The organism is Iodidimonas muriae (assembly GCF_014647255.1).
Taxonomy (GTDB): Bacteria; Pseudomonadota; Alphaproteobacteria; order Sphingomonadales; family Rhodothalassiaceae; genus Iodidimonas; species Iodidimonas muriae.
Window position 1 is genome coordinate 12283 of sequence record NZ_BMOV01000012.1, and the last position, 24228, is coordinate 36510.

Below are 24228 nucleotides of genomic sequence, written 5' to 3' on the forward strand. Positions count from 1 at the left end.
TTATGACTTGCCAGTTTCGGGCGTGTCGAGGATGAATGCAAGGCAAATTGTTAGCAATTTTGCGTTGAGAAGTTTACAACTTGGCACAATATCGTAAACGGATATAGTAATCACATCCAAATCCAACCCTTGAGGCACCCACAGTGACGCACGCGCCCTATCCTCGTGACATGATCGGCTATGGCCCCACCCCACCCCAGGCAAACTGGCCGGGAAAAGCCCGTTTGGCGGTGCAGTTCGTGCTCAATTATGAAGAAGGCGGCGAACGCACCATATTGCATGGCGACCGGGAAGCAGAAATGTTTCTATCGGAGATCGTTTCGGCCCCACATATCGAAAACGCCCGCCATATGAGCATGGAATCGCTTTATGAATATGGCAGCCGTGTCGGTGTCTGGCGTCTTTTTGATCTGTTTCGCAGCTATGACATCCCCCTCACGCTGTTTGCGGTGGCCATGGCCATGGAGCGCAATCCCGCCGTGGTGGAAGCCGCGCTAAAAGATGGGCACGAGCTGTGCTCTCACGGCTATCGCTGGATCGATTATCAAACGATGCCCGAAGAACAAGAGCGCGAGCATCTGGAGCGGGCCATCGAAATCCACCGCCGTCTCACAGGGTCCCCGCCACTTGGCTGGTATACCGGACGCACCGGCCCCAATACCCGCCGTTTGGTGGCGGAAAATGGCGGCTTTTTATATGATGCCGATGATTATAATGACGACCTGCCTTTCTGGACCTATCCCGTGGGAAAACCGCATCTGGTTGTTCCTTATACGCTGGATGTGAACGATATGCGCTTTGCAACGGTGCAGGGCTTCAACTGTGGCGATCAGTTTTTCAGCTATCTGAAAGACAGCTTCGATACGCTTTATGCAGAAGGTGCGCATACCCCGCGCATGTTGTCGGTGGGGCTGCATTGCCGGATCGCTGGCAAGCCCGGACGCATCGCCGCCTTGCGCCGTTTTCTGGATTATATTCGCGGATTTGACGATATCTGGCTGTGCCGCCGCATTGATATCGCCCGCCATTGGAGACAGATGCACCCCGCCCCGAACCCCACCGGGGAGACAGCCCCATGAGCGTTCTTTCGCCCCGCCCTTCGGCATTAACCACCGATGCATTCATAAAGGCTTTTGGCGGCATTTATGAACATTCCCCATGGGTGGCCCAAGGCGTGGCATCCAAGGCGGCCAGCGGCGCACTGGATAGCCCTGCCGATCTCCATAAAGCCATGAACGCCACTGTAGAAGCCGCGAGCCACGCGCAAAAGCTGGCGCTTATCAAAGCGCATCCCGATCTGGCCGGACGCGCCGCCCTTGCGGGAAATTTATCCAAAGAATCCACAACGGAACAAACGGGCGCGGGGCTGGACCGTTTGACGCCAACACAGTTCGCGCGCTTTCAAAAGCTGAATGATGCCTATCAATCCCGCTTTGGCTTCCCTTTTGTGATTGCCGTTCGGGGCCTTGTGGCCGATGACATTCTCGCAGCCTTTGAAACCCGCCTGCAACAAGACAGTGCGGCCGAATTCAAAACCGCCCTTGCGGAAATTCACAAAATCGCCCGCCTGCGCCTCAATGCCATGGCGGCTTGACCCTTGAATGGATCTTAGCAATGACAGACACGCTTTCCATAAATCCTCGCTGGACCGATCTTGCAAGCCCACGCCTTGGCAGTGAAGTCATCTTTGCCAGTGACGATTTCTTCGCCGACAAGACCCGCCTGATCGATCCTGATGACCCGGTGTTCATTCCCGGAAAATATGACGACAATGGCAAATGGATGGATGGATGGGAAACGCGGCGGCGACGTGCGGCGGGCCATGATCTGTGCATTATCCGCCTTGGTCACAAAGGCATCGTCAAAGCCTTTGAAATCGATACCCGCCATTTCACCGGCAATTTCCCGCCAGCGGCCTCCATTGATCTATGTATGCGGGAAAGTGGTGATCCTGATGCCAATACCCTGTGGCGTGAAGCGGTTCCCATCACAGCCCTGAAAGGCAATGACCGCTTGCTGGTCACCCTGCCCGATGCCATGGAAGCCAGCCATATACGGCTCAATATCTATCCCGATGGCGGGGTGGCACGCTTGCGGGTTTATGGCCATGTGGCATTTGATCCCCAAAGCCTGGCAGCCGGGGAAAGCATCGACCTTCTGGCGCTTGCACATGGCGGACGGGCCATTGCAGCCAATGATGCGCATTTTGGCAAACCCGACAATCTGATTGCACCGGGGCGCGGCATCAATATGGGCGATGGATGGGAAACACGGCGCCGGCGCGAGCCGGGCCATGATTGGGCCATCTTCGCCCTTGGCTGCCCCGGAGACATTGAAGAGGTCTTGATCGACACCGCCCATTTCAAAGGCAATTTCCCCGACCGTTTCTCCCTGCAGGCCGCTTATTGCCCCGACAGCCCCGATGAACTGGCCATTGTGCAATCGCAATTCTGGCCGGTTTTGCTAGAGGAGCAGACATTAAAAGCCCATGCGGAATTACGTATCCGCGATGGTCTGGCAGCGCTTGGCCCCATCAGCCATGTGCGGCTGAACATCATCCCCGATGGCGGGGTCAGCCGCTTGCGTTTGTTCGGAAAGCCAGCACAAGGCCAGACTAAGGGGTAAAAAAACGCTTCAGCCCCGATAAAGCCAAGGCATTTCCAGCTTTTGCCGCTCTTCAAAGGCGGCAATGGCTGGGCCATGGTTTTGCAAGGTCAGCCCCACCTCATCCAACCCTTCCAGCAGGCACCGCCTGCGGAATGGATCAAGGGTGAAAGGATGGCATTGCCCATCAGCACGGGTAACGGTTTGCGCGTCCAGATCGACAACAAGCGCCCGGCCCGCTTCGCCTTCGGCGGCCAGTTCCGCCACGATATCTGCATCCAGGCTGATGGTAAGAATACCGTTCTTGAAGGCATTGGACGCAAAAATATCCGCGAAATCCGGTGCGATGACACAGCGATAGCCCAAATCCGCCAAAGCCCATGCTGCATGTTCACGGCTGGAGCCACAGCCGAAATTATCCCCGGCCACCAGAATTTGGCTGTCTTTATAGGCCGGCTGGTTAAACACGCTTTCCGGATCGGGATCGCCATTTTCCAAAGTGCGTATGCTGGAAAATGCCCCCTTGGCCAATCCACTGCGCGACACGGTTTTCAACCATTCTGCCGGAATGATCACATCCGTATCCACATTATCGCGCAAAAACGGTGTGGGGATCGACGTTACACGTTGAAACGGCTCCATCATGCGGCCCCTTCTTCTAAACGAGCAATGGTTCGAATATCGGTCAAATGGCCGGTAATGGCCGCAGCCGCTGCCATAGCAGGGGACAATAAATGCGTGCGCGATCCCGGCCCTTGTCGTCCGACAAAATTACGGTTCGAGGTGGATGCACAACGGGCCCCCGGCGGTACTTTATCGGGATTCATGCCAAGGCACATGGAACAGCCCGGCTCCCGCCATTCGAACCCCGCATCCAGAAAGACTTTATCCAGCCCTTCCGCTTCTGCCTGATGCTTCACAAGGCCCGATCCCGGCACCACCAATGCCTGCTTGATGCCAGATGCGATCTTTTTACCGCGCAACACCGAGGCCGCCTCACGCAGATCCTCGATCCGGCTATTGGTGCATGACCCGATAAACACATGATCCACAGCAATGCTCTCAAGCGGCATACCGGGCTGAAGCCCCATATAGGCCAGCGCACGGCTGGCAGCCTCTTGTTTGCCCGCATCTTCAAATATGGTCGGATCGGGGATGACCGCGCCGATGGGGGCCACCTGTTCAGGGCTGGTGCCCCATGTGACCTGCGGTTCGATCTCGCTCGCATCCAGTGTCACATCTTTATCGAATACGGCATCATCATCGCTATACAGCGTTTTCCATACCGACAGCGCTTGCTCCCACTGTCCGGCTTTCGGGGTGAAGGGGCGGCCCTTGAGATAGGCAAAAGTGGTCTCGTCCGGAGCAATCAACCCGGCCCGTCCACCAGCCTCGATGGACATATTGCACAGGGTCATGCGCCCTTCCATGCTTAGGCTGCGCACGGCATCACCCGTAAATTCGATCACATGCCCAGTGGCCCCTGCCGTGCCGATCTTGCCGATAATGGCCAGCGCCATATCCTTCGCCGTCACACCTTTCGGCAAGATGCCATTGACCGTCACCCGCATATTTCTGGATTTCTTCAAGGTCAGCGTCTGGGTGACCAGCACATGCTCCACCTCCGACGTTCCAATGCCAAACGCCAAAGCACCGAACGCCCCATGGGTAGAGGTATGGCTGTCGCCGCACACCAGTGTCAGCCCGGGCTGGGTGAAGCCCTGCTCTGGCCCGATCACATGCACAATGCCTTGGCGGCTATCCAGCATGTCATACAGCTCGATGTTCCAGCGCTTCACATTGTCACGCAAAAGATCAATCTGCTTTTTCGACAAGGGATCGGCAATCTTTTGCGACCGGTCCGTTGTGGGAACATTATGATCGGGAACCGCCAAAGCCGCATCGGGACGACGCACTTTGCGCCCATCCAGCTCCAGCTTTTCAAAAGCTTGTGGGCTGGTCACCTCATGCACCAGATGGCGGTCGATATAAATCAGCGCCGATCCGTCATCCGATTTGGCCACTTCATGTCTGCGCCATATCTTGTCATAAAGCGTCTCAGGATTTGACATGAACATACTCCGCATCCAGCATTAAAGACATTATCTTTCCCTAAAGAGTGGGAAATTCTTTTGCAATGCAAAAAAGGCGGGCCCTTATCAGCGCCCGCCTTAATCATAGATCTGTTCGTCCAATAAGGATCGTGCGTTACCGGGTCTGGGTTGGCCAATAACCCGATAGAAGACGCTCGCCCGTATGGCCGCCACCAATTTCGTCAATCACACGGCTGCCGATGCCAGACAAATTCTGGCCATGCATCCGGTAAGAGAACAAAGGTTCGGCAATATGTTTGCCGCGCCAGCCATTCTCGATAATGCGCCGCCATTTATGATGCTTGGTCCCCTTGCGGATCGTTTCATCATAGGGGCTGGCTTCCATCACCGCAGCCATCAGCGTCACCGCCGGTTCAGGGATAAAGCTGAAACGCTCGATCAGGCTGGGATCAAAGGCCGTGGATTTGCCGCGGCCAATATCGGCCCCATTTTCATCCACAAGTTGGCAATTGGAATAAATGAAGCCAAGCTGCGGATCCTCCTTGCGGCCTTCATTCAGCTCGTGAATGCATCGGCTGGCATAGCTATCCGTCAGCAGATCATCCGCATCGAGCACGATCACATATTCACCGACGCAATATTTCAGGCCGGCATTCATCGCCGCCAACTTGCCCGAATTGGTGGGCATTTCCACCACTTCGATCCGGGACAACGAATTCGGGCGCTTTATGGCATCACGGATGGCCTCCAAAGAATGATCCGTGCTCCCATCGTCAACGACCACCAGCTCGATAGAGCCATAGTCCTGACGGAACACACTTGCGATCGTTTCAGCGATGAAGCGACCGTAATTGTAATTAGGGATAATAACGGACAAGAGGCCCGGCGATGATAAAGATTTCATTGGTGCTGTCTCGCAAAAGTCTTCTGAGAATCGTCCCCCCCAAACGGGGCGTTTTTAGCGAAAAGGTTTCGCTTCGAATGGTCGAGTCGTGCGATCAAGTCTGCGCAGGTTTCTTCAATCCGCGCACGCTCGTCTTCAGAGAGCGCAGCCTGCTTGGCCGCACGGTCATCTGAAAAAGTGCTGGAATTACTATCGTCCTTAGAGTGATAGCGGAACTGTTCAAGCATGGCTAGACGGTCGTCTTCCTTTAAACATAAATCTAACCCCTGTTCAGCAACTCTCGTGAAGCTGTGTGGACCCAAATCCCTATAATTCACAAGAGAAAGATTGCATTTTGCATCTTCAACCACTTCAAAATATCGTGCATAGCACGCTGTCAGATAGTCCACATCACTCAATTCTGCGCCTTTTTCACGGGGTAAACCGGTTAAAAAAGCGCCTTGATCTGTGCCTCTTGTCAGAAGGGCGGCAGTGGTATCGCGTTTAACGGAAGCAATCACCTCAACGGGATCACGATACAGAAAAAGCGCCGGGACATCAGGAAAGGCCGCGGCGATCAGATCCACATAAACCACATTCCAGCTGATAAACTTCACAAAGGCCCGGTGCTCGTCACCACATCTGGGGCGTGTCATGGCCAAGACAAGTGTGCGCAATCGCCGCAGGGTTTTTTCGTCCGGTTCGGCGGGTCGGGTCCAGTCTTTGGTGATATGGGCCCAAAAACCACGCTGCAACGGCCCGCCCTGACTAATCATCATATGGCCATTGGGCCGTGCCAATGCTTTGGCGGTCAGCGTTGATCCGCAACGAGAGATATGGTGAATAAAGCCGGAAGGATAAAGACTGTCAGCAAACAACTCTTCATGGTCGAGAATGTCTATCGGCGTTGAAAACGCATCGCCAATGCTTTCCTGCGCTGCCAAATGCTGGATGGTGAAGATATATTGCCATTCCCGGAAGGGATGGACACCCAGATCGCCCCATATCACCCGGCCTTCCCCACGGGGATCAATGGCCAGTGGCACAAGACCGGTATATGTGCGGATCAGACGCGCGGCCTCTTCCACCGCCACATGCCGTTCCACGGCACGGGGCAGCAAGACCTCCACCACCTCATGGTCCGGCAAGGCATAAAGCGCATGTTTTTGCGTGGCGTTATGGTGCGTGCGCATCGTCATCCGGTTTCAGACACCTCTAAATGATACAGGGACGCAGAGCCCCCATCGAAGCGCATCAGCAAATACGCCCATTCATATTGTCTCCAAGAATGAAGGACAACAGCCACCCAAACATGGCGGAAAAAGGGCAATGCGCCCAATTCTATGTGAGCACCCCTTCCGATCTTGGAGAATCACCATGACAAATATCTGTTGACAGAGCGACAAGCAAGCAGCAGTTCAAAGCCCAGCCAAATCAATCGCCACGGAAAGCCCGACATGCCTCACAAAACCGCGCCCGCCCAGCCTTTTACTGCTCTTGTTCTGGCCGCCAGCCGCCGCGGCCCGGACGATCCCGTTGCCCGCCTTCAACAAAAATCACATAAATGTTTCGTGGACATTGCAGGCCAGGTCATGCTGGAACGGGTAATCGACACCTTGCTCGAAAGCCAGCAATTCCGCACGGTTCTGGTCTCCATCGAACAAGAAGAGCTGTTACATTCTACGGCGCGCTTGAAAGCGTGGATGGACGAAGGCCGCATTGCCTTTGTTCAAAGTGAAGGCACATTGGCCGACAGTGTTATGGCCGCAGCCAAGGCGATGGATGCGCCCTTCCCCATGGTGATCACCACCGGCGACAATTCCTTGCACACGCCGCAATTGTTGCGCGATTTTTGCGAAAGCTGCCGCAATAGCACAAGCAGCATCGGCGTTGGCATCACCCCTGAAAAAATGGTGAAAGACGATTATCCCGATGCGCCCCTTGCCTATCATCGCTTTAGCGAAGGGGCCTATTCCAACTGCAATTTGTATATGCTGCGCGACAAGCAGGCACTGGCTTCGGCAGAGGCCTTTCGGGGCGGCGGCCAATTTGGCAAAAAACATGCCCGACTGATCAAGGCGTTCGGTTTTGCTTCTTTCCTTTATTACAAAATGCGGCTTAAAACCGCCGCGGACTTTCTGATGCATGTGGGCCGCCGCTTTGGCACCACGGCTGAGCCGATTATCGTGCCTTATGCCTTTGCGCCCATCGATGTGGATAATGCCGCCAGCTTCAAACTGAGCGAAGACATTCTGTTAAAACGCCAAAAGGCCGCTCAATAAGCGGCCTTTTCCTCCAAGGAACGTCCATCCGATAGCAACAGATGCCCTAGCCTCGGCCGCGATAGGGCTGAACGCCGTGATCGGGAATCCATAAATTTTGCGGCGGTTTTCCGCTTTGGAAAAACACATCGATAGGAATACCGCCACGCGGATACCAATAACCGCCCAAACGCAACCATTTGGGCTGCAATTCCTCGATCAACCGCTCGGCAATGCCCACCGTGCAGTCTTCATGGAACCCCGGATGGTTACGAAAGCTGTGCAGATAAAGTTTTAGCGACTTGCTTTCCACCAATAACCGCGCAGGCACATAATCCAGCACAAGATGCGCAAAATCTGGCTGGCCTGTCACCGGGCATAAGCTGGTGAATTCAGGACAGGTGAAACGAACCAGATAATCCGAGCCGGGACGCGGATTGGGAACAGTCTCAAGAGTTGCCTCTTCGGGGCTGGCTGGCATCGGGGACGAGCCGCCAAGCTGAGACAGATTTTCATATATATCGTTGCTCATAAGAATGGCTTATGATGCGCTATCGGTCATTTGTCAAAAGCATATGGCCTTCGGGCTTTCCGGATGTTCAGATTCCGTTCAGCTTGGGTCCGATATAATTTCTATGTGGCGATAAGCTGTGAGCGGATTTTTTCGATTTTCGCAAACAGCACATTTCACAAAGCTTGCTTCCCACCGACCAGATGCAGGGATTCCTGCCACCAAAGGAGCTTTTCATGGCCATGGCCGAACTGCCAAAAGCACGCTTCTCGATCGGACAGGTCGTGCGCCACAGGGTGTTCGGATATCGTGGACTGATCTTCGATGTGGACCCGTTTTTTTCCAGTAGCGCCGATTGGTATGAAGACGCGATGGCCGCCCGGCATCAAGATTGCGGACCGCAGAAAAACAGCCCTTGGTATCATGTTATGGTGGATGGGGCAGACCATGTGATCTATGTGGCGGAACGCAATTTGATGGCCAGTGAAAAATCGGACGATCCCATCCAGCATCCGCTGGTGCCAGAATTTTTCACCTCCCGCCAGCCCGGCCAATATAGCCGCCGCTCTCCGCAAAACTGAGCCGGTATGGCGCCGCCTTTGATGCACTGCGACAAACAATCCCTTTCAAACGGTTTCGATTAATCCAAAAATGTCCTAGTCTGCGCCAAAGAACATCCATGGCAGGCGAAGGACCATCATTATGAACAGACATGCCCCCTCACCGCTTGTCTCGACCGATTGGCTGGCGCGGCATCTTTCGGCCCCCGATGTGCGTATTCTGGATGCTTCCTGGCATTTACCCGATTGTGGCCGCAATGCCCATGCCGACTATGACAGTGCCCATATTCCGGGAGCCGTTTTTTTCGATATCGACGAGATTTGCGATCCCGACAGCCCCTTCCCCCATATGTTGCCGTCTCCGGAAGCGTTTTCTTCACAGATGCGCAGGCTGGGCATTGGCGATGGCTCCACCATCATTGTTTATGATACCGGCGGCGTACATGGGGCGGCGCGGGCCTGGTGGATGTTGCGGGTATTTGGCCAGCGCGATGTGAAGGTTCTGGATGGCGGCCTGGGCAAATGGCGTCACGAAGGGCGCCCCTTGGCCGATCTTCCCCCCGGCCCTCGTCTGCGGCACTTTTCAGCCCGCCGCCACGATCTGTTGGTGGCCGATCTGGATCATGTACGCGCCGCCTCGGAAAATGGCAAAGCGCAAATTGTCGATGCCCGCGGCGCGGCTCGGTTTCGCGGCGATGAGCCAGAACCCCGCGAAGGGGTGGAAGCGGGCCATATTCCCGGTGCCATCTCGGTTCCTTATAGCACGTTTTATGATGAACAAGAGTGCCTGAAACCCAAAGAGGCCCTGATTGCCCTGTTCCAAGAGGCCGGTGTCGATCTGTCAAAACCGGTCATCGCCAGTTGCGGTTCGGGAATTTCCGCCTGCTCTCTGGCTTTGGCGCTTGATGTTGTGGGCCATAATGACTGGTCGGTCTATGATGGTTCATGGGCGCAATGGGGCAGTCTGCCCGACCTTCCCAAGCGCAAGGGAACGGCCTAGAACATTTTTCACCTGCCCCCCCACAGACTCTCCATTGAGGACAATTTGATCTTATGAAGCGCGATACCACGATCATCGAAGCCGGTCGCCGCCCCGAATGGACCCAAGGCATTGTCAATCCCCCGGTTTATCGAGCATCCACCTGTATATTCGAGCGCTATCAAGATCTGCGCGATGGTGTAAAAGATCCCGATGCCGGGCTGTTTTATGGCCGCCGGGGAACGCCGACCCATTGGGCCTTGCGGGAAGCCATTACCGAGTTGGAAGGGGGCGCAGGAACATGGCTTTATCCTTCGGGAATGGCCGCAGTGGCAGGGGCCATTATGGCTTGCGTCCGCACAGGCGACCATATTCTGGTGACAGACAGTGTCTATGAACCCACGCGCTTTTTATGTCAGGGCATGTTGCGCGATTTCGGCGTCGAAACCACCTTCTATGACCCGGAAATCGGTGCGGGTATCGAGGCATTGTTCCAAGAGAACACACGGTTGGTAGTCACGGAATCTCCCGGCTCGTTGACCTTGGAAGTGCAAGACCTGCCTGCCATTTCAAAAGTCGCCCATGCCCATGATGCCTTGGTGCTTTTGGACAATACATGGGCGACACCGCTTCATATGCGGGCCTTTGATCTGGGCGTTGATATTTCTGTGCATGCCGCCACCAAATATATCGTTGGCCATTCCGATGTGATGCTCGGCACCGCCACCGCCAATGCCCGCGCATGGCCAAAGCTGAAGCACGGGGCCGTTCAATTGGGCCATACCGCCAGCCCTGATGATGTCTGGCTGGCGCTGCGGGGCCTGCGAACCCTACCGGTGCGCTTGAAACAGCATGAAGCCAGCGCTCTGAAAATCGCCAAATGGCTACAAGACCGCGAAGACGTGGATCAGGTGCTGCATCCCGCCCTTCCCACCGCTCCCGGCCATGATCTGTTCAAGCGCGATTTTTCCGGTGCGTGCGGATTGTTTTCCTTCACACTCAATCGCGGATCATATGACACGATCGACGCTTTTGTCGATGATATGCGGTTGTTTAAAATCGGGTTTTCCTGGGGTGGCTTTGAAAGCCTGATCCTGCCCACAGACCCTGCACGGGTGCGCAGCGCCACCAAATGGCAGGCTCGGGGCCCCTTGTTGCGGCTGCATGTGGGGTTGGAAGACCCCGATGATCTGATCGACGATCTGGCAAAGGCCTTTGACCGCTATAATCGCCTTTTGAACGCCTGAGCCCGGCCCTTAGCAGTCGCCATCCTTGCCGGTTTTATCGCCCAATGCGACGATCGTGTCGCGTTGGGCTTTATCCGCACCATTCGGAGTCACCAGACCGGCCGAAATGATATATTTGATCGCCTGCTCGATCGTCATATCCAGATAGACACAATCCCGCTTGCGTACGAACAGCAAAAAACCCGATGTCGGGTTGGGCGTTGTGGGCAAAAACACATTCAGCATTTCTTCGCGGCTGGTTTTATCCTGAATTTCCTGTGTGGCGGTGGAAGAAACAAAAGCAATCGCCCACAGCCCCGGCCGCGGATATTCGACCATCACCACATCGCGGAAGGTGGTCGAACTTTGCGCCATCACCGTTTCGGCAATCTGTTTGACGGTGGTGTAAATCCCGCGCACCACCGGCATCCGGTTTACCAGCGATTCACCCATACGGATCATTGTGCGCCCGAAAAAATTGGCCGCCAAAGCCCCCATCAGGGTCAGCACCACAAAAGTAATCAGCAACCCGATGCCCGGCACATCTACCGGCAGATAGGTTTGCGGATTATAGCTTTGGGGCAGCAGGTTAAGGACGATCCGGTCAATTCCGCCAATCACTTTCCAGGTCAGGAAAATGGTGATGGATATCGGCGCGAAAATGACCAGCCCCGCAAGGAAATAGGTTCTCAGCTTCAACCACATCATCGCGCCTCATTTATCCAAAATCGGGAATCGGCAAAAGCGATCAGGCCATAAAATCAGGCAAGCGCCTTTTCATAAATCCGGTACGTCTTGTAGACAGTACAGCCAATTTCCTCGAGAATTTTGCGCATCCCGAAATTATCTTCCAAAATCCACGAAAGCTCGCTCCAATCGGCTCCACGGCGCACCACTTCGCGGCGTGTATGTTCGATCATCATCATCGACATTGCGGCAGAATAGCGGCTTTTTTGAAACTCTTTACGAACCCCCATCAATGGGGTGCGCATCCGCTTAGGATAAGACAAAAACAACTGCCGGATCAAACGCAGCCAGCCAAAGGGAAGCAGATTTCCATTAATGGACCGGATACTGGCATTGATATCGGGCAAGGTGACAAACATCCCCATGGGTTTCCCCTTCACCTCGCAGATACGGACCCGATGCGGCGACACAATGGGCTTGATTTCCTTCGCCAAATAAGCCGCTTCTTCCGTGGTGAGTGGCACAAAGCCCCAGTTTTCCGACCAGGCATCATTGAAGATATCAATGATGGTGCGCAGTTCTTCATCATAGCGCGACATATCGATTTCCCGCAGATGATAATCGTCATTGCGGTCGACCATATTCACAAAGCGCTCCAGACGCGGCGGCAACGGCTTTTTCAGGTCCAGTTCATAGGCTAGCAGATCCTTGGCCTTTTCATAGCCTTTGGCTATCAGATGATCCTGAAAATATGGGCGTGCATGGCCCATCATCAATGCCGGCGGCGTATCAAAGCCATCCACCAGCAAACCACATTCCCCATTGCTTGACAAATTATACGGCCCCTGAACATGGGTGCAGCCATTCTCGCGCAACCATTCTTCAGCGCGATTCAGCAAAGCCTGCGCCACATTGGCATCATCAATGGTTTCAAACAGGCCAAAATGCCCAAGCTGTCTGCCGGTCGTCTCATAAACAAAACGGTCGATCTGGGCGCTGATCCGCCCCACCGGCCGACCTTTGTGGCAGGCAATCCAATAAGCGGCATGGGCATGGCGGAAATAGGGATTTTTCTCCCTGTCCAGCAAAGCCAGGCGTTCAGCCATCAAGGGGCGAACCCAATGGGGGTCGCTGGAAAAGATGTGATCGGAAACCCTGACGAAACGCTTGAGATCCTTTTTGGTCTGAACCTCACGCACCTCGATTTCCATATGATCAATCATATCCCTTATCCCCTACCGCATTTTCATATCTCATTCCCTGATAAGGGACTGGCCTTTAGAAGGAGCTGGCCTTTTGTCATTTATGGCCAAGCCCTTTCCGGGCGAACCGCGCCAGCCCGCCAAGGGCGGTCGCATCCGCGGCTGACATGCCATATCGGAGCAATCCCAGAACAGACAAGCCCATTGACGCAATCAGCACAAGAAGTTGAAGAAAAGCAGGGGATTCCTTGAGCAACAAACTGATGCCAAAAAGCAAAGCACTGGCGCAAAGGGCCGCAATCAAAGGCCGCCACATTTCACGGCTATAAGGCCAAAGCCGTGAAAGTACCGCCACCTCAAACAAGGGCAAGCCGCGGCTGATAATCAATCCGGCAGAAGCCGCAATGGCCGCCCCCGCAGGGCCATAATCATCCACAAGGAAATATAGCAACGCTCCCATGGCCAATAAGCCGAGAATACCATTGGCCAAGGTCCAATAGGTGGATGCCAAAATCCGGACCATGGCCGGAGCCTGCCCGAAAAAGAAGGTAGAAAGCCGCCCCAGAACCAAAATCACCAGCGCCACCGCCGCAGGCTTGGCTTCGGGCCCCAAAAGATCGAGCAAAGCATGGCGCGCCCCGATCATGCCACCGGCCAGCACAAGGCCAAAGGCTATCATCAGCCGCGTGGAATACGCATACATATCTGCAATGGCATCGCGCCCGCCCCGGCCTTTTTGAAAGGCTGTCAAAGGCGCAATCACATAATCGAAGCTGTTATGGATCACCTGCATAACGCTGGAAAGTTTGCGGGCGATAGAATACAGCCCCGCCGCTGTGGCCCCTGCCGCACCGGGAATGATCACATTGAGCAAAACCACCGGCAATTCCGAAAAAAAACGCTGGATAAGCGTTGCCGGCATCATCGGCAGCGCATAATGCAGCATTGTTCCGGCCAGTTTTGGATCAAAGCCAATGGTGGGCAGTTTCTTGAGATCGAAATAGCGCGATACCAATGCCATCGACAAAATGGCGGCAATGGCCATGGAAACGATATGGGCAAGAAACAGGCCGTAAGCTGTCATTCCCGCCACCGCCAGTATAACGGCGAACAGAATACGCAAAACCTGTTCATAGAAGAACCGGATGCGGATTTCCGGCCCAAATTTCCGCCGCGCCCTGACACAGGCGGTCAAAACCTCGACGCTGGTCCATAAAGGCAAGGTCCACGCATAAACGCGGATGATGGCCACCACATGGGTAATGTCTTGCCCTTCACCATTGATCAAGCGGGCAATATCCGGCGCAAAAACAATCAGTGTCAGCGCCCCCAAAATTCCCGCGCTCAATGTTGTAACCAGAGCCACAAGCAGCGCCCGCAGCACATCCACCTCATTATCATAGGACGGGACAAACCGTTGCAGCGCCACATCCATGCCCATTTGCGTGACCCCGCTGGCGATGCGCACAAAGGCATAAAGCGTGGCAAACAAACCGAAGGTGACAGAGCCATAAAGCCACAAAAAGATTGGGAACCCCGCCGCTTCCACCAGCGCGCCCAAACGGGCCAAAAGCGCAAGGCTGGCGCCACGCGTCATTTCCTTGCGCGCCGATTGATGCGCCGCAAGGCTGCCCTGCTCTCCCTTCATTACTATTCCTCAATCCTGAAAATGACCGCAAGGCCGACAGCAGCAAAAAAGATCATTGCCCCAAAGGCCGATAAAAAAGGCGGTGCCGCACCAAATTTGCCCATGGCCAGCATGAAATTGTCGGCCACGAAAAAAGCAAAGCCCAAGCCCATTCCCATCGCGATGCGGGCAAAGATCTTCCCGCGCCTTTGTGCGCCAAATCCGGCAATGGCCCCTAAAATCGGCATCAAAAGCGTTGCCGCAGGTCCGGCAATCTTGTGCAACAGCGCCGCTTTCAAGGCGGTAACTTTCTGACCTTCTTTTTCAAGCTGCGCGATGGAATCGCTCAACGACCCAAAAGAACTTTGCTCCGGCACCACGCTTAACGAGAAAAACCGCTCCGGCGGGGCTGTTAAAGCCCAAGGCATGCTTTCTGCCGTCGTGATGGCATGGGTTGCCACATCAAATCTGCGCACGGCATAAAGTGTCCAGACCCCATCGGAATGCCACGCAAAGCCCGCCCGCAAAATGCCCGATACCATGCCTTGCTTGTCCCGTTCATAAACGGTCACCTTGTCCAGAATCACCAGATTCCGCGATCGACTAACAGCTTTCACCTGAACCAGAGAAGAGCCTTCGGTCAGCCATAGATCATCCAGAACATCCGGTGGTGGCGGCAGGTCTGCGGCATAATCAAAGCGTTTCCAATAGTCCAGTTCCGCCGTTGCCGGGGCCACCAGCTTCTGATCCAGAAAGAAATGGAAAAGGGCGATGGCGCCACAGGTCAAAACCAATGGCAGCAAGATGCGATGCGCCGACATGCCCGATGCCTTCATCACCACGATTTCGCTATGCTGGGCCAGGGTGGCAAGGGTGAGCAACACCGCAAGCAAGGCGCTAAAGGGAATGAAGCGGCTCAAAAGATCGGGGAAACGCAGAAAAATATAACGCCACAGGGCTTCGTTTCCATTATCCTGAGCGGCCAGAATTGCATCCGATTGGGTCAGCAGATCCAGCATCTGCAAAACCACCGCCACGCCGATTGCAAGGCTGAAAAACCGCAGCAAAAACACCCGGGCAATATAATAGCCCATGGTGCGCGATGGCAGAAAATACCGCCGGAGAGGCCGAAAAACGCTCATGTGCCATCCCCCTTCAGCATTCTCACCAACACCCGCAAAGGCATCACAACAAAATCCACAATGCGGTCAATGGCCCCGGCAACACCGCGTCCGGGCCGCAACACGGATGTGGCGAACAACACCGCCCCGATGGCCGCATATAAAAACAACAAAACCCACAAGGCCATGAAAGGAGACGCCCCATCAAAGGCGACTTTGCGTTCACCGGCCTCCAGCAGTTCATTGAACACGATCAGGCCAGCCAGACCGGCCACAAGTCCACCGGCAGCCCCCGTGCGCTTATTGGCCAATCCCAAGGGCACGGCAACAAAGGGAATCACCAGCAGCGTTAAAATATTAACGATCCGCCAGTGATAGCTCGACCGAAAACGCGCGCGCATCACCGGATCGCTTTCTCCGCCATTCAGCGCCTGATGCAGCTCTGTAAGGGTGGTTTCCAGTTCTTCCCCGCCCCGGCGCCGGAATTCTTCAACCGCTGGCAAATTGATCACGATATCCTGCGCTTCAAACGACAAAACCCGCGGCTTGATTTTATCCGTATCGAAATCAATCAAGCGCCCGTCAAAAAGCCGCAGCAACACGGTCTGGTCATTATCAGTGGCATAAAAAGCGCCGCGCTTTGCGGTGGCAGAAATTTCCTCCGTCGTCCCTACATTGCGCTTTAAAAAAATATCCAGTAATTCTCGCCCGCCATCGCGCGTGCCGCCCACCCGCAGCAGCAGGCCATCAGAAAGCGTCACAAAATCCCCGACATCAATGCTGGCGCCAAGCGCACCAGACCGCAGCTCGAAATCCAGTTGGCGATATTCATATCGGCTATAGGGTTGCAAATAACCCAACAGGCCAAATTCGACGATGCTCAGGAAAACCGCCAAAATCATAATCGGCCGAATCAAGCGCGTCAGCCCGGCACCGCTGGCCATCATGCCATCCAGTTCGCTGGATAAAGACAGGCCGCGAAACGCCAATAACGCCCCTAAAAACAACCCGACAGGGATCGCCATCCCCATATAATGCGGCACCAGATGCGCCAGCATTTGCCACACAATATCGATGGGGCCGTTTTCATTGACCACGAAATCGAACAGCCGCAGCATGCGTTCAAGCAAAAGCAATGCAGCGGTGATCGCCACCGTGGACAGCAGCGGAACGGCGGCCTTACGAAGAATATAAATATCAATGCGGCTTAGAAGCGGTGCCATTCACTCACCAAACATTCTCTTTCAACAAATTGCCCGACTTTCGCCATCAGAAGAACGTGAAATCCCGTCAAGATCACGTGTTATGGGTAAGAAATCTCTGGAATCGTCCCTATTTCTTTTGGCAAGACAGAGTGAGTCATATTTCTGACACGATATTTATATCTCTGACGCATCATTGAATACTGGTTGAAACCTTTGTTCACGCTCAGGGAAATGGCTATATCAGACGACTGAAAGCAAAGCGATCAGAATGCGGACTTTGATTTCATATATGAGTGCCTTATGTGCCTTGCTTGGCTTTTGGACGCAAGGGGCGTCAGCAAGGGGCACCTGCTCGGAGACACCCACCGAAAGCTGGGTCGAGGTGGTGGTGCATGGCGTGCGCTCCAATGAAGGCAATATGCGCGCCCAGATCTACAGCGATGATCCTGCCGATTTTTTAAGAAAAGGGAAGCAGATTATCCGGGTCGAGGCGCCCAGTCATGAAGGCATCACCCGCTTATGTGTGCCTCTCCCCCATGAAGGAAAATACGCGCTGGTGGTGATGCATGATCGCAATGCCAATGGACGGGCCGATTTCTATACGGAAGGATTCGGTTTTTCCAACAATCCGCGCCTGAGCGTCTCAGCGCCGGATCATGCAGATACCGTCTTTAACGCTCTTGCAGGTGGCAAAACACTTGACGTCTTCCTTGGCTATATGCTTTTCGGTCGTCTGTCTCCTCAAGATCCACAGATGAATCCCGGTTCTGGATCGCAATCGGCGCATGAATCCGCCACTTCTGCGCCAAGCATTCAGCCGACCAGTACTGATATCAACATCAAGGAAGTAAAGAAAAATTGATGCTGCAAGCCCCTTTGAAAGCTGCACAAAACAGTTCCTCCCAAGCCCTGATCGGGGTGTTGTCCAATTGTGCCAGCACGGCAAATCGTGTGCATCTCTCTCAGGTTCGGGCGCTTGTTTCTGCCAATCCGCATGTGTTTCATTTCGAATTTGAAAATATCGACGACATCACAAAGGGCTTGTCCATGATGGCCGATGCCGGCGTGGCGCTTTTGATTATCAATGGCGGCGACGGAACCATTCAGGCCACCTTGTCCCGGATCATCAACGACAAACCGTTTACAGTCATTCCGCCACTGGCCATTCTCCCCGGCGGCAAAACCAATATGATTGCCGATGATCTGCGTGCCAAAGGCAAGCCCGATAAAGTGCTGGACCGGCTGATACGATTGGTCCGCACAGGAAAGCTCGCCCGCCATCTTACTCGTCGTCATCTGATCGGGCTGGATATGTCCGATGGTCAGCCCACGCGCTATGGCTTGTTTTTCGGAAGCGCCGCTATCGTCAATGGTATTTTGTGGAGCCGGAATCATATCCATACGGGGAATTTACCCACCCGTTTGGGGCATGCCCTGGCCATTGTTAAGCTGGTATTGGAAACGGCTTTCAGCCCGAAGCCCTCGCCCATGCGGTCGTCCCATACAAAAATCACTCTGGGCGACCATCAAAGCCATGAGGGGGAATTCAATGTAATTCTGGCAACAACGCTTTCACGGCTGCTGATGCGGCTGCGGCCTTTCGGACGCACAGGCGATGGCGCCCTGCAGGTTTCGCTGATCCAGTCGCGCCCCGGCGTGATGCGGCGGGCGCTGTTTGCCTTGCTGACAGGCCGCTTCGATAAAGGCATTGTCAAAGGATTACACACAGCCCGTGTGGATAATATCACCATCCACGGCCCCGATCCTGTCACCCTTGATGGCGAGATTTATTATCCCAATGATGGACGCCCGATTATCCTTCAGGGAAACAAAGCATTGAATTTCGTGCGCTTATAAGCGCATATCCGGCCATGTCCAAATCTCATGACCCAAAGGCGCTTGAAGCACTTGTCGCCGCCGAATTATTGAAAGCCCAACCGGACGCGGTGGTCAAAGCCGCCGAACATGCCGCCGCGCGCCATAAAGGCGCTGTTTTGGGGGTCTTGTTTTACGGCTCGTGCCTGCGCACCGGAGAATTGGACGACAAGATCCTCGATTTCTACCTGATCGTGCCGTCTTATAAGGCCGCATATGAAGGCCGGGGGCTGGCCTTGGCCAACCGGTTGTTGCCCCCCAATGTGTTTTATGACGAATTCGAGCATGATGGCCGCACATTGCGCACAAAATATAATGTCATCAGCCTGGACGATATGCATCGCCGCGTCCAACATGATTGCCGCAATGTCTCTTTGTGGGCGCGGTTCTCGCAGCCCATGGCGCTGCTGATTGCCAAAGACGAGACGGCCATCAAAACTGTGGTGGCAGCCGTATCACAGGCGGTGCAGACAATGATCGGTGCGGCCCTGCCCCTCTGTGCGCCAAAAGAGAGCGCGGCACAGATCTGGACCCGCGCTTTCGGGCTGACCTATGGGGCCGAATTGCGTTCGGAACCGCCAGGAAAGGGAGCTGAAATCTATCAGATGGATCAGGCCAGATATGACCGCTTCTTTGGCCCGTCCATCGCAGCCTTGGGGGTCGCCCATCTGTTCGCCAATGAAGGCGATGGCCTGCCCGGCCTTAAAGCGCTGCCCAGCCGGAAAGACCGCCACCGCGCCCAGCGTCAGTGGCGGGCGCGGCGGCTGAATGGCAAGGTCATCAGTTTCTTACGGCTGATAAAGGCCAGCACCACCTTTGATGGTGGCATTGATTATCTGGCTTGGAAAATCCAGCGACATTCTGGCGTCGAAATCGAAATCAGCCCGTGGCAACGGCGGCATCCGGTGATTGCCGGTCTGCTGCATTTTTATCGCCTGCGGCGTCGCGGAGCGTTTCGCTAGCGCTAAATTTTTCCTGCGCCGCTTTGAAGGCGGCCAGAATCTGATCCACCTGCTCGACACTATGACCCGCGCCAAGGCTGCAGCGGAGCAGATAAATGCCCATGGGCGTTGCCGGTGGGCGCGCCACATTCACATACACACCTTCCGCCAGCAACAATTGGCACATGCCGAACAGCTCTTCCTGGCTGTCAAAGCACACGGCAACGATGGGGCTTTCAACGCTTTTTGTCCCCAGCTTGAAGCCCAAATCCTTCAGGCCGCTATGCAGCCGTTCCACATTGGCCCATAAATGCGCCCGCTTATTGTGGGCGTTCTTGAGCGACCGGATCGAACTGATGGCCGAAGCCACCACCGAAGGCGGCAAAGAGGCGGTGAACATATAAGGGCGGCACGCAAAACGCAAAACGTCAAATTTCGGATGGTTGGACAAGCAAAAGCCGCCCACGGTTCCAACACTTTTAGAGAAGGTGCCGACAATGAAATCCACTTGATCTTCAACACCCAGTTCTTGCGCAACACCGCGTCCTGTCTCGCCGCAAAATCCCATGGAATGGGCTTCATCCACCAGCACTTGCGCACCGGCAGCCTTGGAAACGGCGATCAATTCAGCCAAGGGCGCGCGATCGCCCAACATGGAATAAACGCCTTCCAGAACCACCAACTTTGCCGCATTTTCAGGCAAGCGTTTGAGGCGTTTTTCCAAGTCTTCCACGCTGTTGTGGCGAAAGCGCAATATATCCGCATTGCCCATGGCGCAGGCATCATAAATGGACGCATGGCTGTCCGCATCGATGATCACATAATCACCGCGCCCCGCCAGCGTTGAAATCATGCCCAAATTGGCCTGATAGCCGGTGGAAAACACCATGGCATGATCCATGCCGTAAAAATCTTCCAGCTCCCGTTCCAGCGCTTTATGGCCCTGATAGGTGCCGTTCAGAATGCGGCTGCCAGTGGTGCCGGTGCCAAATTTGTCCAACGCTTCTTTCGCCGCAGAAATGGCATCGGGATCAAAGGTCATCCCCATATAATTATTGGTGCCCGCCAAGATGATCTTGCGGCCATTGATCATGGCTTCAGTGGCCGATAACACTTCATCCATCACGATATTCAAAGGATCCGGATCACGATAGCCCATGCGATCACGCTCGGCGATCAATGGATCGAATTTATCCAGCAAATCCATGATGCATTATCCCTTTATGATTTTTTCAACGGCATCCGTCACTTGCTGGATCGTTTCCAGATCCGGCAGCATATTCAACGGCAACACAATATCGAATTCATCCTCGATGGCAGCCACAAGGTCCATCACGGTCAAGGAATCGAAATCCAGATCATTGGCAAAGGTGGTCTGTGGGGTTAAGGGCACAGATTTTTTATTGAACGGCTCGATCAACTGGCAAATACGACCGTAGATCACGTCCTTGCTCAACCCCATATCGCTCATGACAGCACTTCCTTCACAAATGTTTTCGATCCGCTTTCAAGCGAAAGACCGGATATAACGGGCTCAAAGTCGAAACAACAGCGTTAAATGCCTTTGCATTTTTCACAGACTTTTTCCGGATAGCCATAACAATCCGTTTTTAAAACTGCCCCGTCTTTTCTGCCCAGTCCAAAGTCTCGACCAGACCCTTTTCAAAGCCAGTTCGGGGCGACCAAAACGCCTCGAAACCATCAACGCTCGGCCCCACCACCCAATCGGGATGAGAAAGCTCCCGCGCTTTGGCCGCTGTCAGCATAGCCGGGCGGCCCGTAATCTTTGCCACGGCAGATCCCATATGGCCCATCGCAGATAAAAGCGGCAAAGGCACAGGCACAGGCCGCACAGGCCGTCCTAGCCCGCGCGACAAGATGCGCGACAAATCGAGATAGGAATATCCCCCCCGACAACCATCATCCACTTCCAAAACAGTCCCATGGCACAGGCCATGAACCGATCCGTCCATCAACGCAAGATCGCGCAACAATGTGGCAAGATCCGGCCCGAAAAGCAAAGACACCTTATTTTTTACCGCCCCGGGGGCTGGCAAAAAACCGCGCTTTGCCGCCTTGATCAATTTCAGGATTTCCTGATCGCCGGGCCCATAGATCCCCGGTGGGCGGACGATCGCCCAATCGTGCAACTGCGTGCGGGCGGCCTCGGCAACCACTTGTTCAGCGGCATATTTGCTGGCGGCATAAGGAGAAAGCTGCGGCTCACGCGCCGCCAAAGACGAGACATACACAAAACGGGCATGCGGCGCATGATTTTGAATGGCCGCCAAAAGGCGCTCGGTGCCATCGCGATTGGCCGCGAAAAACTGGTGTGGGGTCAAAGCTTTAATCAGGCCCGCCAAATGAATGACCGCATCCGCCCCCGAAACAAGACGGTCCAGCGCCTTTTGGTCTTCCAGCGCGCCCGGCACCCAAACAAGGCCCTCGTCATTTTCTTGTGGTCGGCGCGCAAGCGCACGAACGGAATGTCCCGCATCACGCACGGCAGCGATCACATGGCGTCCAACAAAGCCCGTTCCGCCTGTGATCGCAATTGTTTTCATAGGTCAAAGCCTAAACGGCACAGGCCGTTTTCAATAATCCAGCGCCGTGATCTTGCCCGACAAGAATTGCTGACGTGCCTTTGACCGGCTGAGTTTCCCGGACGATGTGCGTGGCAAAGACCGTGGAGCCACCAATTCGATCCGGCATTGAACCCCGGTGATCGCCATAACCTGGCGCTTGATCGCATCGGCAAATGCCTGCCGCTCGGCCATATCGCGGACACGACACTGAACAAGCACCGTCGGCACTTCGCCATGATCGCGGCTGGGCAAGGACAAGGCAGCAATATCGCCACTGCGCACGCCGTCCACCTGTTCGGCAGCCCATTCGATATCCTGCGGCCAGTGATTGCGACCATTGATGATGATCATATCTTTGGCGCGGCCGATCACGAACAGGGATCCCGCGCTCAGATAGCCCATATCGCCGGTATCCAGCCAACCATCAGAGGACAACACAGCCGCCGTGGTTTCCGGATCGTTGAAATATTCACTCATCACACTGGCGCCGCGCACGAAAATCCGGCCGATTTCGCGATCTGCAACGCTGACCCCGTCCTCATCGCGGATCTCAAGCTCATATTCGGGCAAGGGAACACCGCAATTCACCACTTCGCGCAGCCGCACCCCTTCATCGGATGCGGTTTTCAGCATCACATCGCCATCGGCCAGATCAGCGCTTTGCGGCACAGCCTGTTCTACCCGGCCCATCATTTCGCCGGATAAAATCCGCTCATCCACTAGATCCACTTCCATGCCCCGGCCAATGGGCGCAAAGCTCACGGCAAGGGTACATTCCGCAAGGCCGTAGCTGGGAACGAAAGTGGTCGGCTTGAAGCCGGCTTCGGCAAAGGTTTTTGCAAAATTATTGATCACATCGGGGCGGATCATATCGCCGCCAATGCCGGCCACGCGCCATGCGGACAGATCCAGCTCTTTGAGCAAGCTGGCGCTCACGCGGCGGGCGCAAATATCATAACCGAATGTGGGGCTATAAGTGATGGTGCCCCGATTGCGCGACATCAGGCTCAGCCATTGCATGGGCCGACGGGCAAAATCTTCGGTGGCCAGAAAATCCACCGACACCTGATTGGCAATAGGCGTCAGCAATGTGCCTACAAGGCCCATATCATGGTAGAAAGGCAACCAGGAAATGCAGCGATCCGTATCGACAAGCTGCACACCATCGCGCCCTTGCCCACCGCAATTGGCCATCAAAGCCTTATGGGTGATGGCAATGCCATGGGGAAACCGCGTCGAGCCCGAAGAATATTGCAAATAGGCAAGGCTATCCGTTGCAGGGCGCACAAGCGTCCCGTCCGGGCAATCCAGCGCCTCGAATTCTGCAAAGGTTCCAGCGAATTTCAGTCCCAGGCCTTCGCCTGCTTCTTCGCCAAATTCCACCATGCTATCGGGACCGATCATCGCGGTCGCACGGCAGCTTTCCACCTGCAGACGGAGCTGGCTCACATAGCCGTCACGCCCACCAAAGGATGTTGGCAATGGCAAGGGCACCGGCAATACGGAAGCATATTGGCACCCTAGAAAGAAAACCACGAAATCCAGATGTGTTCCGGCAATCAGGGCCACACGGTCCCCGCGATCGAACCCCATCCCCGCCAGTTTTCGCCCGACGCGCTCTGCACGGCTGCGCAGGGTCGCATAAGATGCCGACACTTCAAGGACACCGCGGGCGGAATAAAAATTCACACCCCGTTCACCTTGGGCGGCATATTCCAATGCATCGATCAGAGTTGGGAAGTCCCCAAAACGCCGCGGCAAACGATCCTGCGTTGGCGTTGGCTCTATCGTGTCAAAGGTGTTTTTCACAGCCGTCAAACTCAATGAAACGCCTCAAGCTATTTCTAATAAAAGACAGGAAAGAGCAAGGACGGCAAAGCCGTTTTTTCCCTGAAGCCAGAATGAAC

General features: G+C 54.8%; 24 protein-coding genes. 10 read left to right on the forward strand and 14 right to left on the reverse strand.

Features of this window, described 5'->3' with window-relative positions:
- Positions 1-170: 170 nt before the first annotated feature.
- The 3 genes from puuE to alc are packed head-to-tail and all read left to right on the forward strand — an operon-like array spanning position 171 to position 2625.
- Positions 171-1079 carry an allantoinase PuuE gene (gene puuE, locus IEX96_RS12850; protein ID WP_150006376.1) on the forward strand — a complete coding sequence of 303 codons (909 nt, stop codon included), beginning with the start codon at positions 171-173 and terminating at the stop codon, positions 1077-1079.
- Positions 1076-1594, forward strand: coding sequence for a 2-oxo-4-hydroxy-4-carboxy-5-ureidoimidazoline decarboxylase (gene uraD / locus IEX96_RS12855; protein WP_150006365.1), 519 nt, complete (start codon positions 1076-1078; stop codon positions 1592-1594). The genes puuE and uraD overlap by 4 nt, the downstream gene beginning before the upstream one ends.
- A gap of 20 nt (positions 1595-1614) precedes the next feature.
- Complete coding sequence (gene alc, locus IEX96_RS12860) at positions 1615-2625, forward strand: allantoicase (RefSeq protein ID WP_150006364.1); 1011 nt, start codon at positions 1615-1617, stop codon at positions 2623-2625.
- A 9-nt stretch (positions 2626-2634) separates the two neighbouring features.
- On the opposite strand, the gene leuD is transcribed toward alc, so the two are convergent.
- The 4 genes from leuD to IEX96_RS12880 all read right to left on the reverse strand — a co-directional run bounded on the left by leuD (position 2635) and on the right by IEX96_RS12880 (position 6740).
- Complete coding sequence (gene leuD / locus IEX96_RS12865; RefSeq protein WP_150006375.1) at positions 2635-3246, reverse strand: 3-isopropylmalate dehydratase small subunit; 612 nt, start codon at positions 3244-3246, stop codon at positions 2635-2637.
- Positions 3246-4676 carry a 3-isopropylmalate dehydratase large subunit gene (gene leuC, locus IEX96_RS12870; RefSeq protein ID WP_188874047.1) on the reverse strand — a complete coding sequence of 477 codons (1431 nt, stop codon included), beginning with the start codon at positions 4674-4676 and terminating at the stop codon, positions 3246-3248. Before leuC ends, leuD begins: the two co-directional genes overlap by 1 nt.
- A 136-nt stretch (positions 4677-4812) precedes the next feature.
- Positions 4813-5562 carry a glycosyltransferase family 2 protein gene (locus tag IEX96_RS12875; protein ID WP_150006363.1) on the reverse strand — a complete coding sequence of 250 codons (750 nt, stop codon included), beginning with the start codon at positions 5560-5562 and terminating at the stop codon, positions 4813-4815.
- Positions 5559-6740 carry a hypothetical protein gene (locus tag IEX96_RS12880; protein WP_150006362.1) on the reverse strand — a complete coding sequence of 394 codons (1182 nt, stop codon included), beginning with the start codon at positions 6738-6740 and terminating at the stop codon, positions 5559-5561. The genes IEX96_RS12875 and IEX96_RS12880 overlap by 4 nt, the downstream gene beginning before the upstream one ends.
- A gap of 258 nt (positions 6741-6998) precedes the next feature.
- On the opposite strand from IEX96_RS12880, the gene IEX96_RS12885 reads away from it, so the two are divergent.
- On the forward strand, positions 6999-7823 hold the full coding sequence (locus tag IEX96_RS12885) for a nucleotidyltransferase family protein (protein ID WP_188874048.1): 825 nt from the start codon (positions 6999-7001) through the stop codon (positions 7821-7823).
- Between the two features lie 46 nt (positions 7824-7869).
- Here IEX96_RS12885 and queF read toward each other — a convergent pair whose 3' ends face one another.
- The gene (gene queF, locus IEX96_RS12890) at positions 7870-8334 is read right to left on the reverse strand and encodes a preQ(1) synthase (protein WP_150002008.1); all 465 of its coding nucleotides are present in this window, start codon (positions 8332-8334) and stop codon (positions 7870-7872) included.
- Positions 8335-8549: 215 nt separating this feature from the next.
- On the opposite strand from queF, the gene hspQ reads away from it, so the two are divergent.
- The 3 genes from hspQ (at position 8550) to metC (ending at position 11099) form a co-directional block, all read left to right on the forward strand.
- Positions 8550-8894 (forward strand): heat shock protein HspQ, encoded by a 345-nt coding sequence (gene hspQ / locus IEX96_RS12895; protein ID WP_229773741.1) that lies wholly within the window; start codon positions 8550-8552, stop codon positions 8892-8894.
- Positions 8895-9015: 121 nt separating this feature from the next.
- Positions 9016-9873 carry a 3-mercaptopyruvate sulfurtransferase gene (gene sseA, locus IEX96_RS12900; RefSeq protein WP_150006360.1) on the forward strand — a complete coding sequence of 286 codons (858 nt, stop codon included), beginning with the start codon at positions 9016-9018 and terminating at the stop codon, positions 9871-9873.
- A gap of 53 nt (positions 9874-9926) precedes the next feature.
- Entirely contained in the window at positions 9927-11099 is a 1173-nt protein-coding gene (gene metC, locus IEX96_RS12905; RefSeq protein ID WP_188874049.1) for a cystathionine beta-lyase, read from the forward strand.
- A 9-nt stretch (positions 11100-11108) separates the two neighbouring features.
- Here the strand turns inward: metC and IEX96_RS12910 are convergent, their stop codons facing one another.
- The 5 genes from IEX96_RS12910 to IEX96_RS12930 form a co-directional block, all read right to left on the reverse strand.
- Positions 11109-11786, reverse strand: a complete 678-nt coding sequence (locus IEX96_RS12910) for a DUF502 domain-containing protein (RefSeq protein ID WP_150006248.1) — start codon at positions 11784-11786, stop codon at positions 11109-11111.
- 53 nt (positions 11787-11839) lie between these two features.
- Complete coding sequence (locus IEX96_RS12915; RefSeq protein ID WP_188874051.1) at positions 11840-12988, reverse strand: GNAT family N-acetyltransferase; 1149 nt, start codon at positions 12986-12988, stop codon at positions 11840-11842.
- A gap of 76 nt (positions 12989-13064) precedes the next feature.
- Entirely contained in the window at positions 13065-14615 is a 1551-nt protein-coding gene (locus tag IEX96_RS12920) for an oligosaccharide flippase family protein (RefSeq protein ID WP_188874053.1), read from the reverse strand.
- A 2-nt stretch (positions 14616-14617) separates the two neighbouring features.
- Positions 14618-15736, reverse strand: coding sequence for an LPS export ABC transporter permease LptG (gene lptG, locus IEX96_RS12925; protein WP_150006244.1), 1119 nt, complete (start codon positions 15734-15736; stop codon positions 14618-14620).
- Complete coding sequence (locus tag IEX96_RS12930; RefSeq protein ID WP_150006243.1) at positions 15733-16938, reverse strand: LptF/LptG family permease; 1206 nt, start codon at positions 16936-16938, stop codon at positions 15733-15735. Before IEX96_RS12930 ends, lptG begins: the two co-directional genes overlap by 4 nt.
- Positions 16939-17188: 250 nt before the next feature.
- On the opposite strand from IEX96_RS12930, the gene IEX96_RS12935 reads away from it, so the two are divergent.
- The 3 genes from IEX96_RS12935 to IEX96_RS12945 are packed head-to-tail and all read left to right on the forward strand — an operon-like array spanning position 17189 to position 19757.
- On the forward strand, positions 17189-17782 hold the full coding sequence (locus IEX96_RS12935; protein ID WP_150006242.1) for a DUF2141 domain-containing protein: 594 nt from the start codon (positions 17189-17191) through the stop codon (positions 17780-17782).
- Entirely contained in the window at positions 17782-18777 is a 996-nt protein-coding gene (locus IEX96_RS12940; protein ID WP_150006241.1) for a diacylglycerol/lipid kinase family protein, read from the forward strand. Before IEX96_RS12935 ends, IEX96_RS12940 begins: the two co-directional genes overlap by 1 nt.
- 14 nt (positions 18778-18791) lie before the next feature.
- Complete coding sequence (locus IEX96_RS12945; RefSeq protein WP_150006240.1) at positions 18792-19757, forward strand: hypothetical protein; 966 nt, start codon at positions 18792-18794, stop codon at positions 19755-19757.
- Here IEX96_RS12945 and spt read toward each other — a convergent pair.
- The 4 genes from spt to IEX96_RS12965 form a co-directional block, all read right to left on the reverse strand.
- On the reverse strand, positions 19675-20943 hold the full coding sequence (gene spt / locus IEX96_RS12950; protein ID WP_188874055.1) for a serine palmitoyltransferase: 1269 nt from the start codon (positions 20941-20943) through the stop codon (positions 19675-19677). The genes IEX96_RS12945 and spt overlap by 83 nt on opposite strands.
- Positions 20944-20949: 6 nt before the next feature.
- Complete coding sequence (locus IEX96_RS12955) at positions 20950-21198, reverse strand: acyl carrier protein (protein WP_373293771.1); 249 nt, start codon at positions 21196-21198, stop codon at positions 20950-20952.
- Positions 21199-21346: 148 nt separating this feature from the next.
- The gene (locus tag IEX96_RS12960; protein ID WP_150006238.1) at positions 21347-22300 is read right to left on the reverse strand and encodes an NAD-dependent epimerase/dehydratase family protein; all 954 of its coding nucleotides are present in this window, start codon (positions 22298-22300) and stop codon (positions 21347-21349) included.
- A 30-nt stretch (positions 22301-22330) separates the two neighbouring features.
- Positions 22331-24130, reverse strand: coding sequence for a fatty acyl-AMP ligase (locus IEX96_RS12965; protein WP_188874067.1), 1800 nt, complete (start codon positions 24128-24130; stop codon positions 22331-22333).
- Positions 24131-24228: the final 98 nt, after the last annotated feature.

What these genes read in the sequence shown, in the direction of transcription:
- leuC (WP_188874047.1), bottom strand. Translation starts at nt 4,676, where the DNA reads ATGTCAAATCCTGAGACGCTTTATGACAAGATATGGCGCAGACATGAA.
- uraD (WP_150006365.1), top strand. Translation starts at nt 1,076, where the DNA reads ATGAGCGTTCTTTCGCCCCGCCCTTCGGCATTAACCACCGATGCATTC.
- IEX96_RS12935 (WP_150006242.1), top strand. Translation starts at nt 17,189, where the DNA reads ATGCGGACTTTGATTTCATATATGAGTGCCTTATGTGCCTTGCTTGGC.
- IEX96_RS12960 (WP_150006238.1), bottom strand. Translation starts at nt 22,300, where the DNA reads ATGAAAACAATTGCGATCACAGGCGGAACGGGCTTTGTTGGACGCCAT.
- IEX96_RS12915 (WP_188874051.1), bottom strand. Translation starts at nt 12,988, where the DNA reads ATGATTGATCATATGGAAATCGAGGTGCGTGAGGTTCAGACCAAAAAG.
- IEX96_RS12920 (WP_188874053.1), bottom strand. Translation starts at nt 14,615, where the DNA reads ATGAAGGGAGAGCAGGGCAGCCTTGCGGCGCATCAATCGGCGCGCAAG.
- IEX96_RS12930 (WP_150006243.1), bottom strand. Translation starts at nt 16,938, where the DNA reads ATGGCACCGCTTCTAAGCCGCATTGATATTTATATTCTTCGTAAGGCC.
- hspQ (WP_229773741.1), top strand. Translation starts at nt 8,550, where the DNA reads ATGGCCATGGCCGAACTGCCAAAAGCACGCTTCTCGATCGGACAGGTC.
- queF (WP_150002008.1), bottom strand. Translation starts at nt 8,334, where the DNA reads ATGAGCAACGATATATATGAAAATCTGTCTCAGCTTGGCGGCTCGTCC.
- alc (WP_150006364.1), top strand. Translation starts at nt 1,615, where the DNA reads ATGACAGACACGCTTTCCATAAATCCTCGCTGGACCGATCTTGCAAGC.
- IEX96_RS12945 (WP_150006240.1), top strand. Translation starts at nt 18,792, where the DNA reads ATGTCCAAATCTCATGACCCAAAGGCGCTTGAAGCACTTGTCGCCGCC.
- leuD (WP_150006375.1), bottom strand. Translation starts at nt 3,246, where the DNA reads ATGGAGCCGTTTCAACGTGTAACGTCGATCCCCACACCGTTTTTGCGC.
- metC (WP_188874049.1), top strand. Translation starts at nt 9,927, where the DNA reads ATGAAGCGCGATACCACGATCATCGAAGCCGGTCGCCGCCCCGAATGG.
- IEX96_RS12885 (WP_188874048.1), top strand. Translation starts at nt 6,999, where the DNA reads ATGCCTCACAAAACCGCGCCCGCCCAGCCTTTTACTGCTCTTGTTCTG.
- puuE (WP_150006376.1), top strand. Translation starts at nt 171, where the DNA reads ATGATCGGCTATGGCCCCACCCCACCCCAGGCAAACTGGCCGGGAAAA.
- IEX96_RS12940 (WP_150006241.1), top strand. Translation starts at nt 17,782, where the DNA reads ATGCTGCAAGCCCCTTTGAAAGCTGCACAAAACAGTTCCTCCCAAGCC.
- spt (WP_188874055.1), bottom strand. Translation starts at nt 20,943, where the DNA reads ATGGATTTGCTGGATAAATTCGATCCATTGATCGCCGAGCGTGATCGC.
- sseA (WP_150006360.1), top strand. Translation starts at nt 9,016, where the DNA reads ATGAACAGACATGCCCCCTCACCGCTTGTCTCGACCGATTGGCTGGCG.
- IEX96_RS12880 (WP_150006362.1), bottom strand. Translation starts at nt 6,740, where the DNA reads ATGACGATGCGCACGCACCATAACGCCACGCAAAAACATGCGCTTTAT.
- lptG (WP_150006244.1), bottom strand. Translation starts at nt 15,736, where the DNA reads ATGAGCGTTTTTCGGCCTCTCCGGCGGTATTTTCTGCCATCGCGCACC.
- IEX96_RS12875 (WP_150006363.1), bottom strand. Translation starts at nt 5,562, where the DNA reads ATGAAATCTTTATCATCGCCGGGCCTCTTGTCCGTTATTATCCCTAAT.
- IEX96_RS12955 (WP_373293771.1), bottom strand. Translation starts at nt 21,198, where the DNA reads ATGGGGTTGAGCAAGGACGTGATCTACGGTCGTATTTGCCAGTTGATC.
- IEX96_RS12910 (WP_150006248.1), bottom strand. Translation starts at nt 11,786, where the DNA reads ATGATGTGGTTGAAGCTGAGAACCTATTTCCTTGCGGGGCTGGTCATT.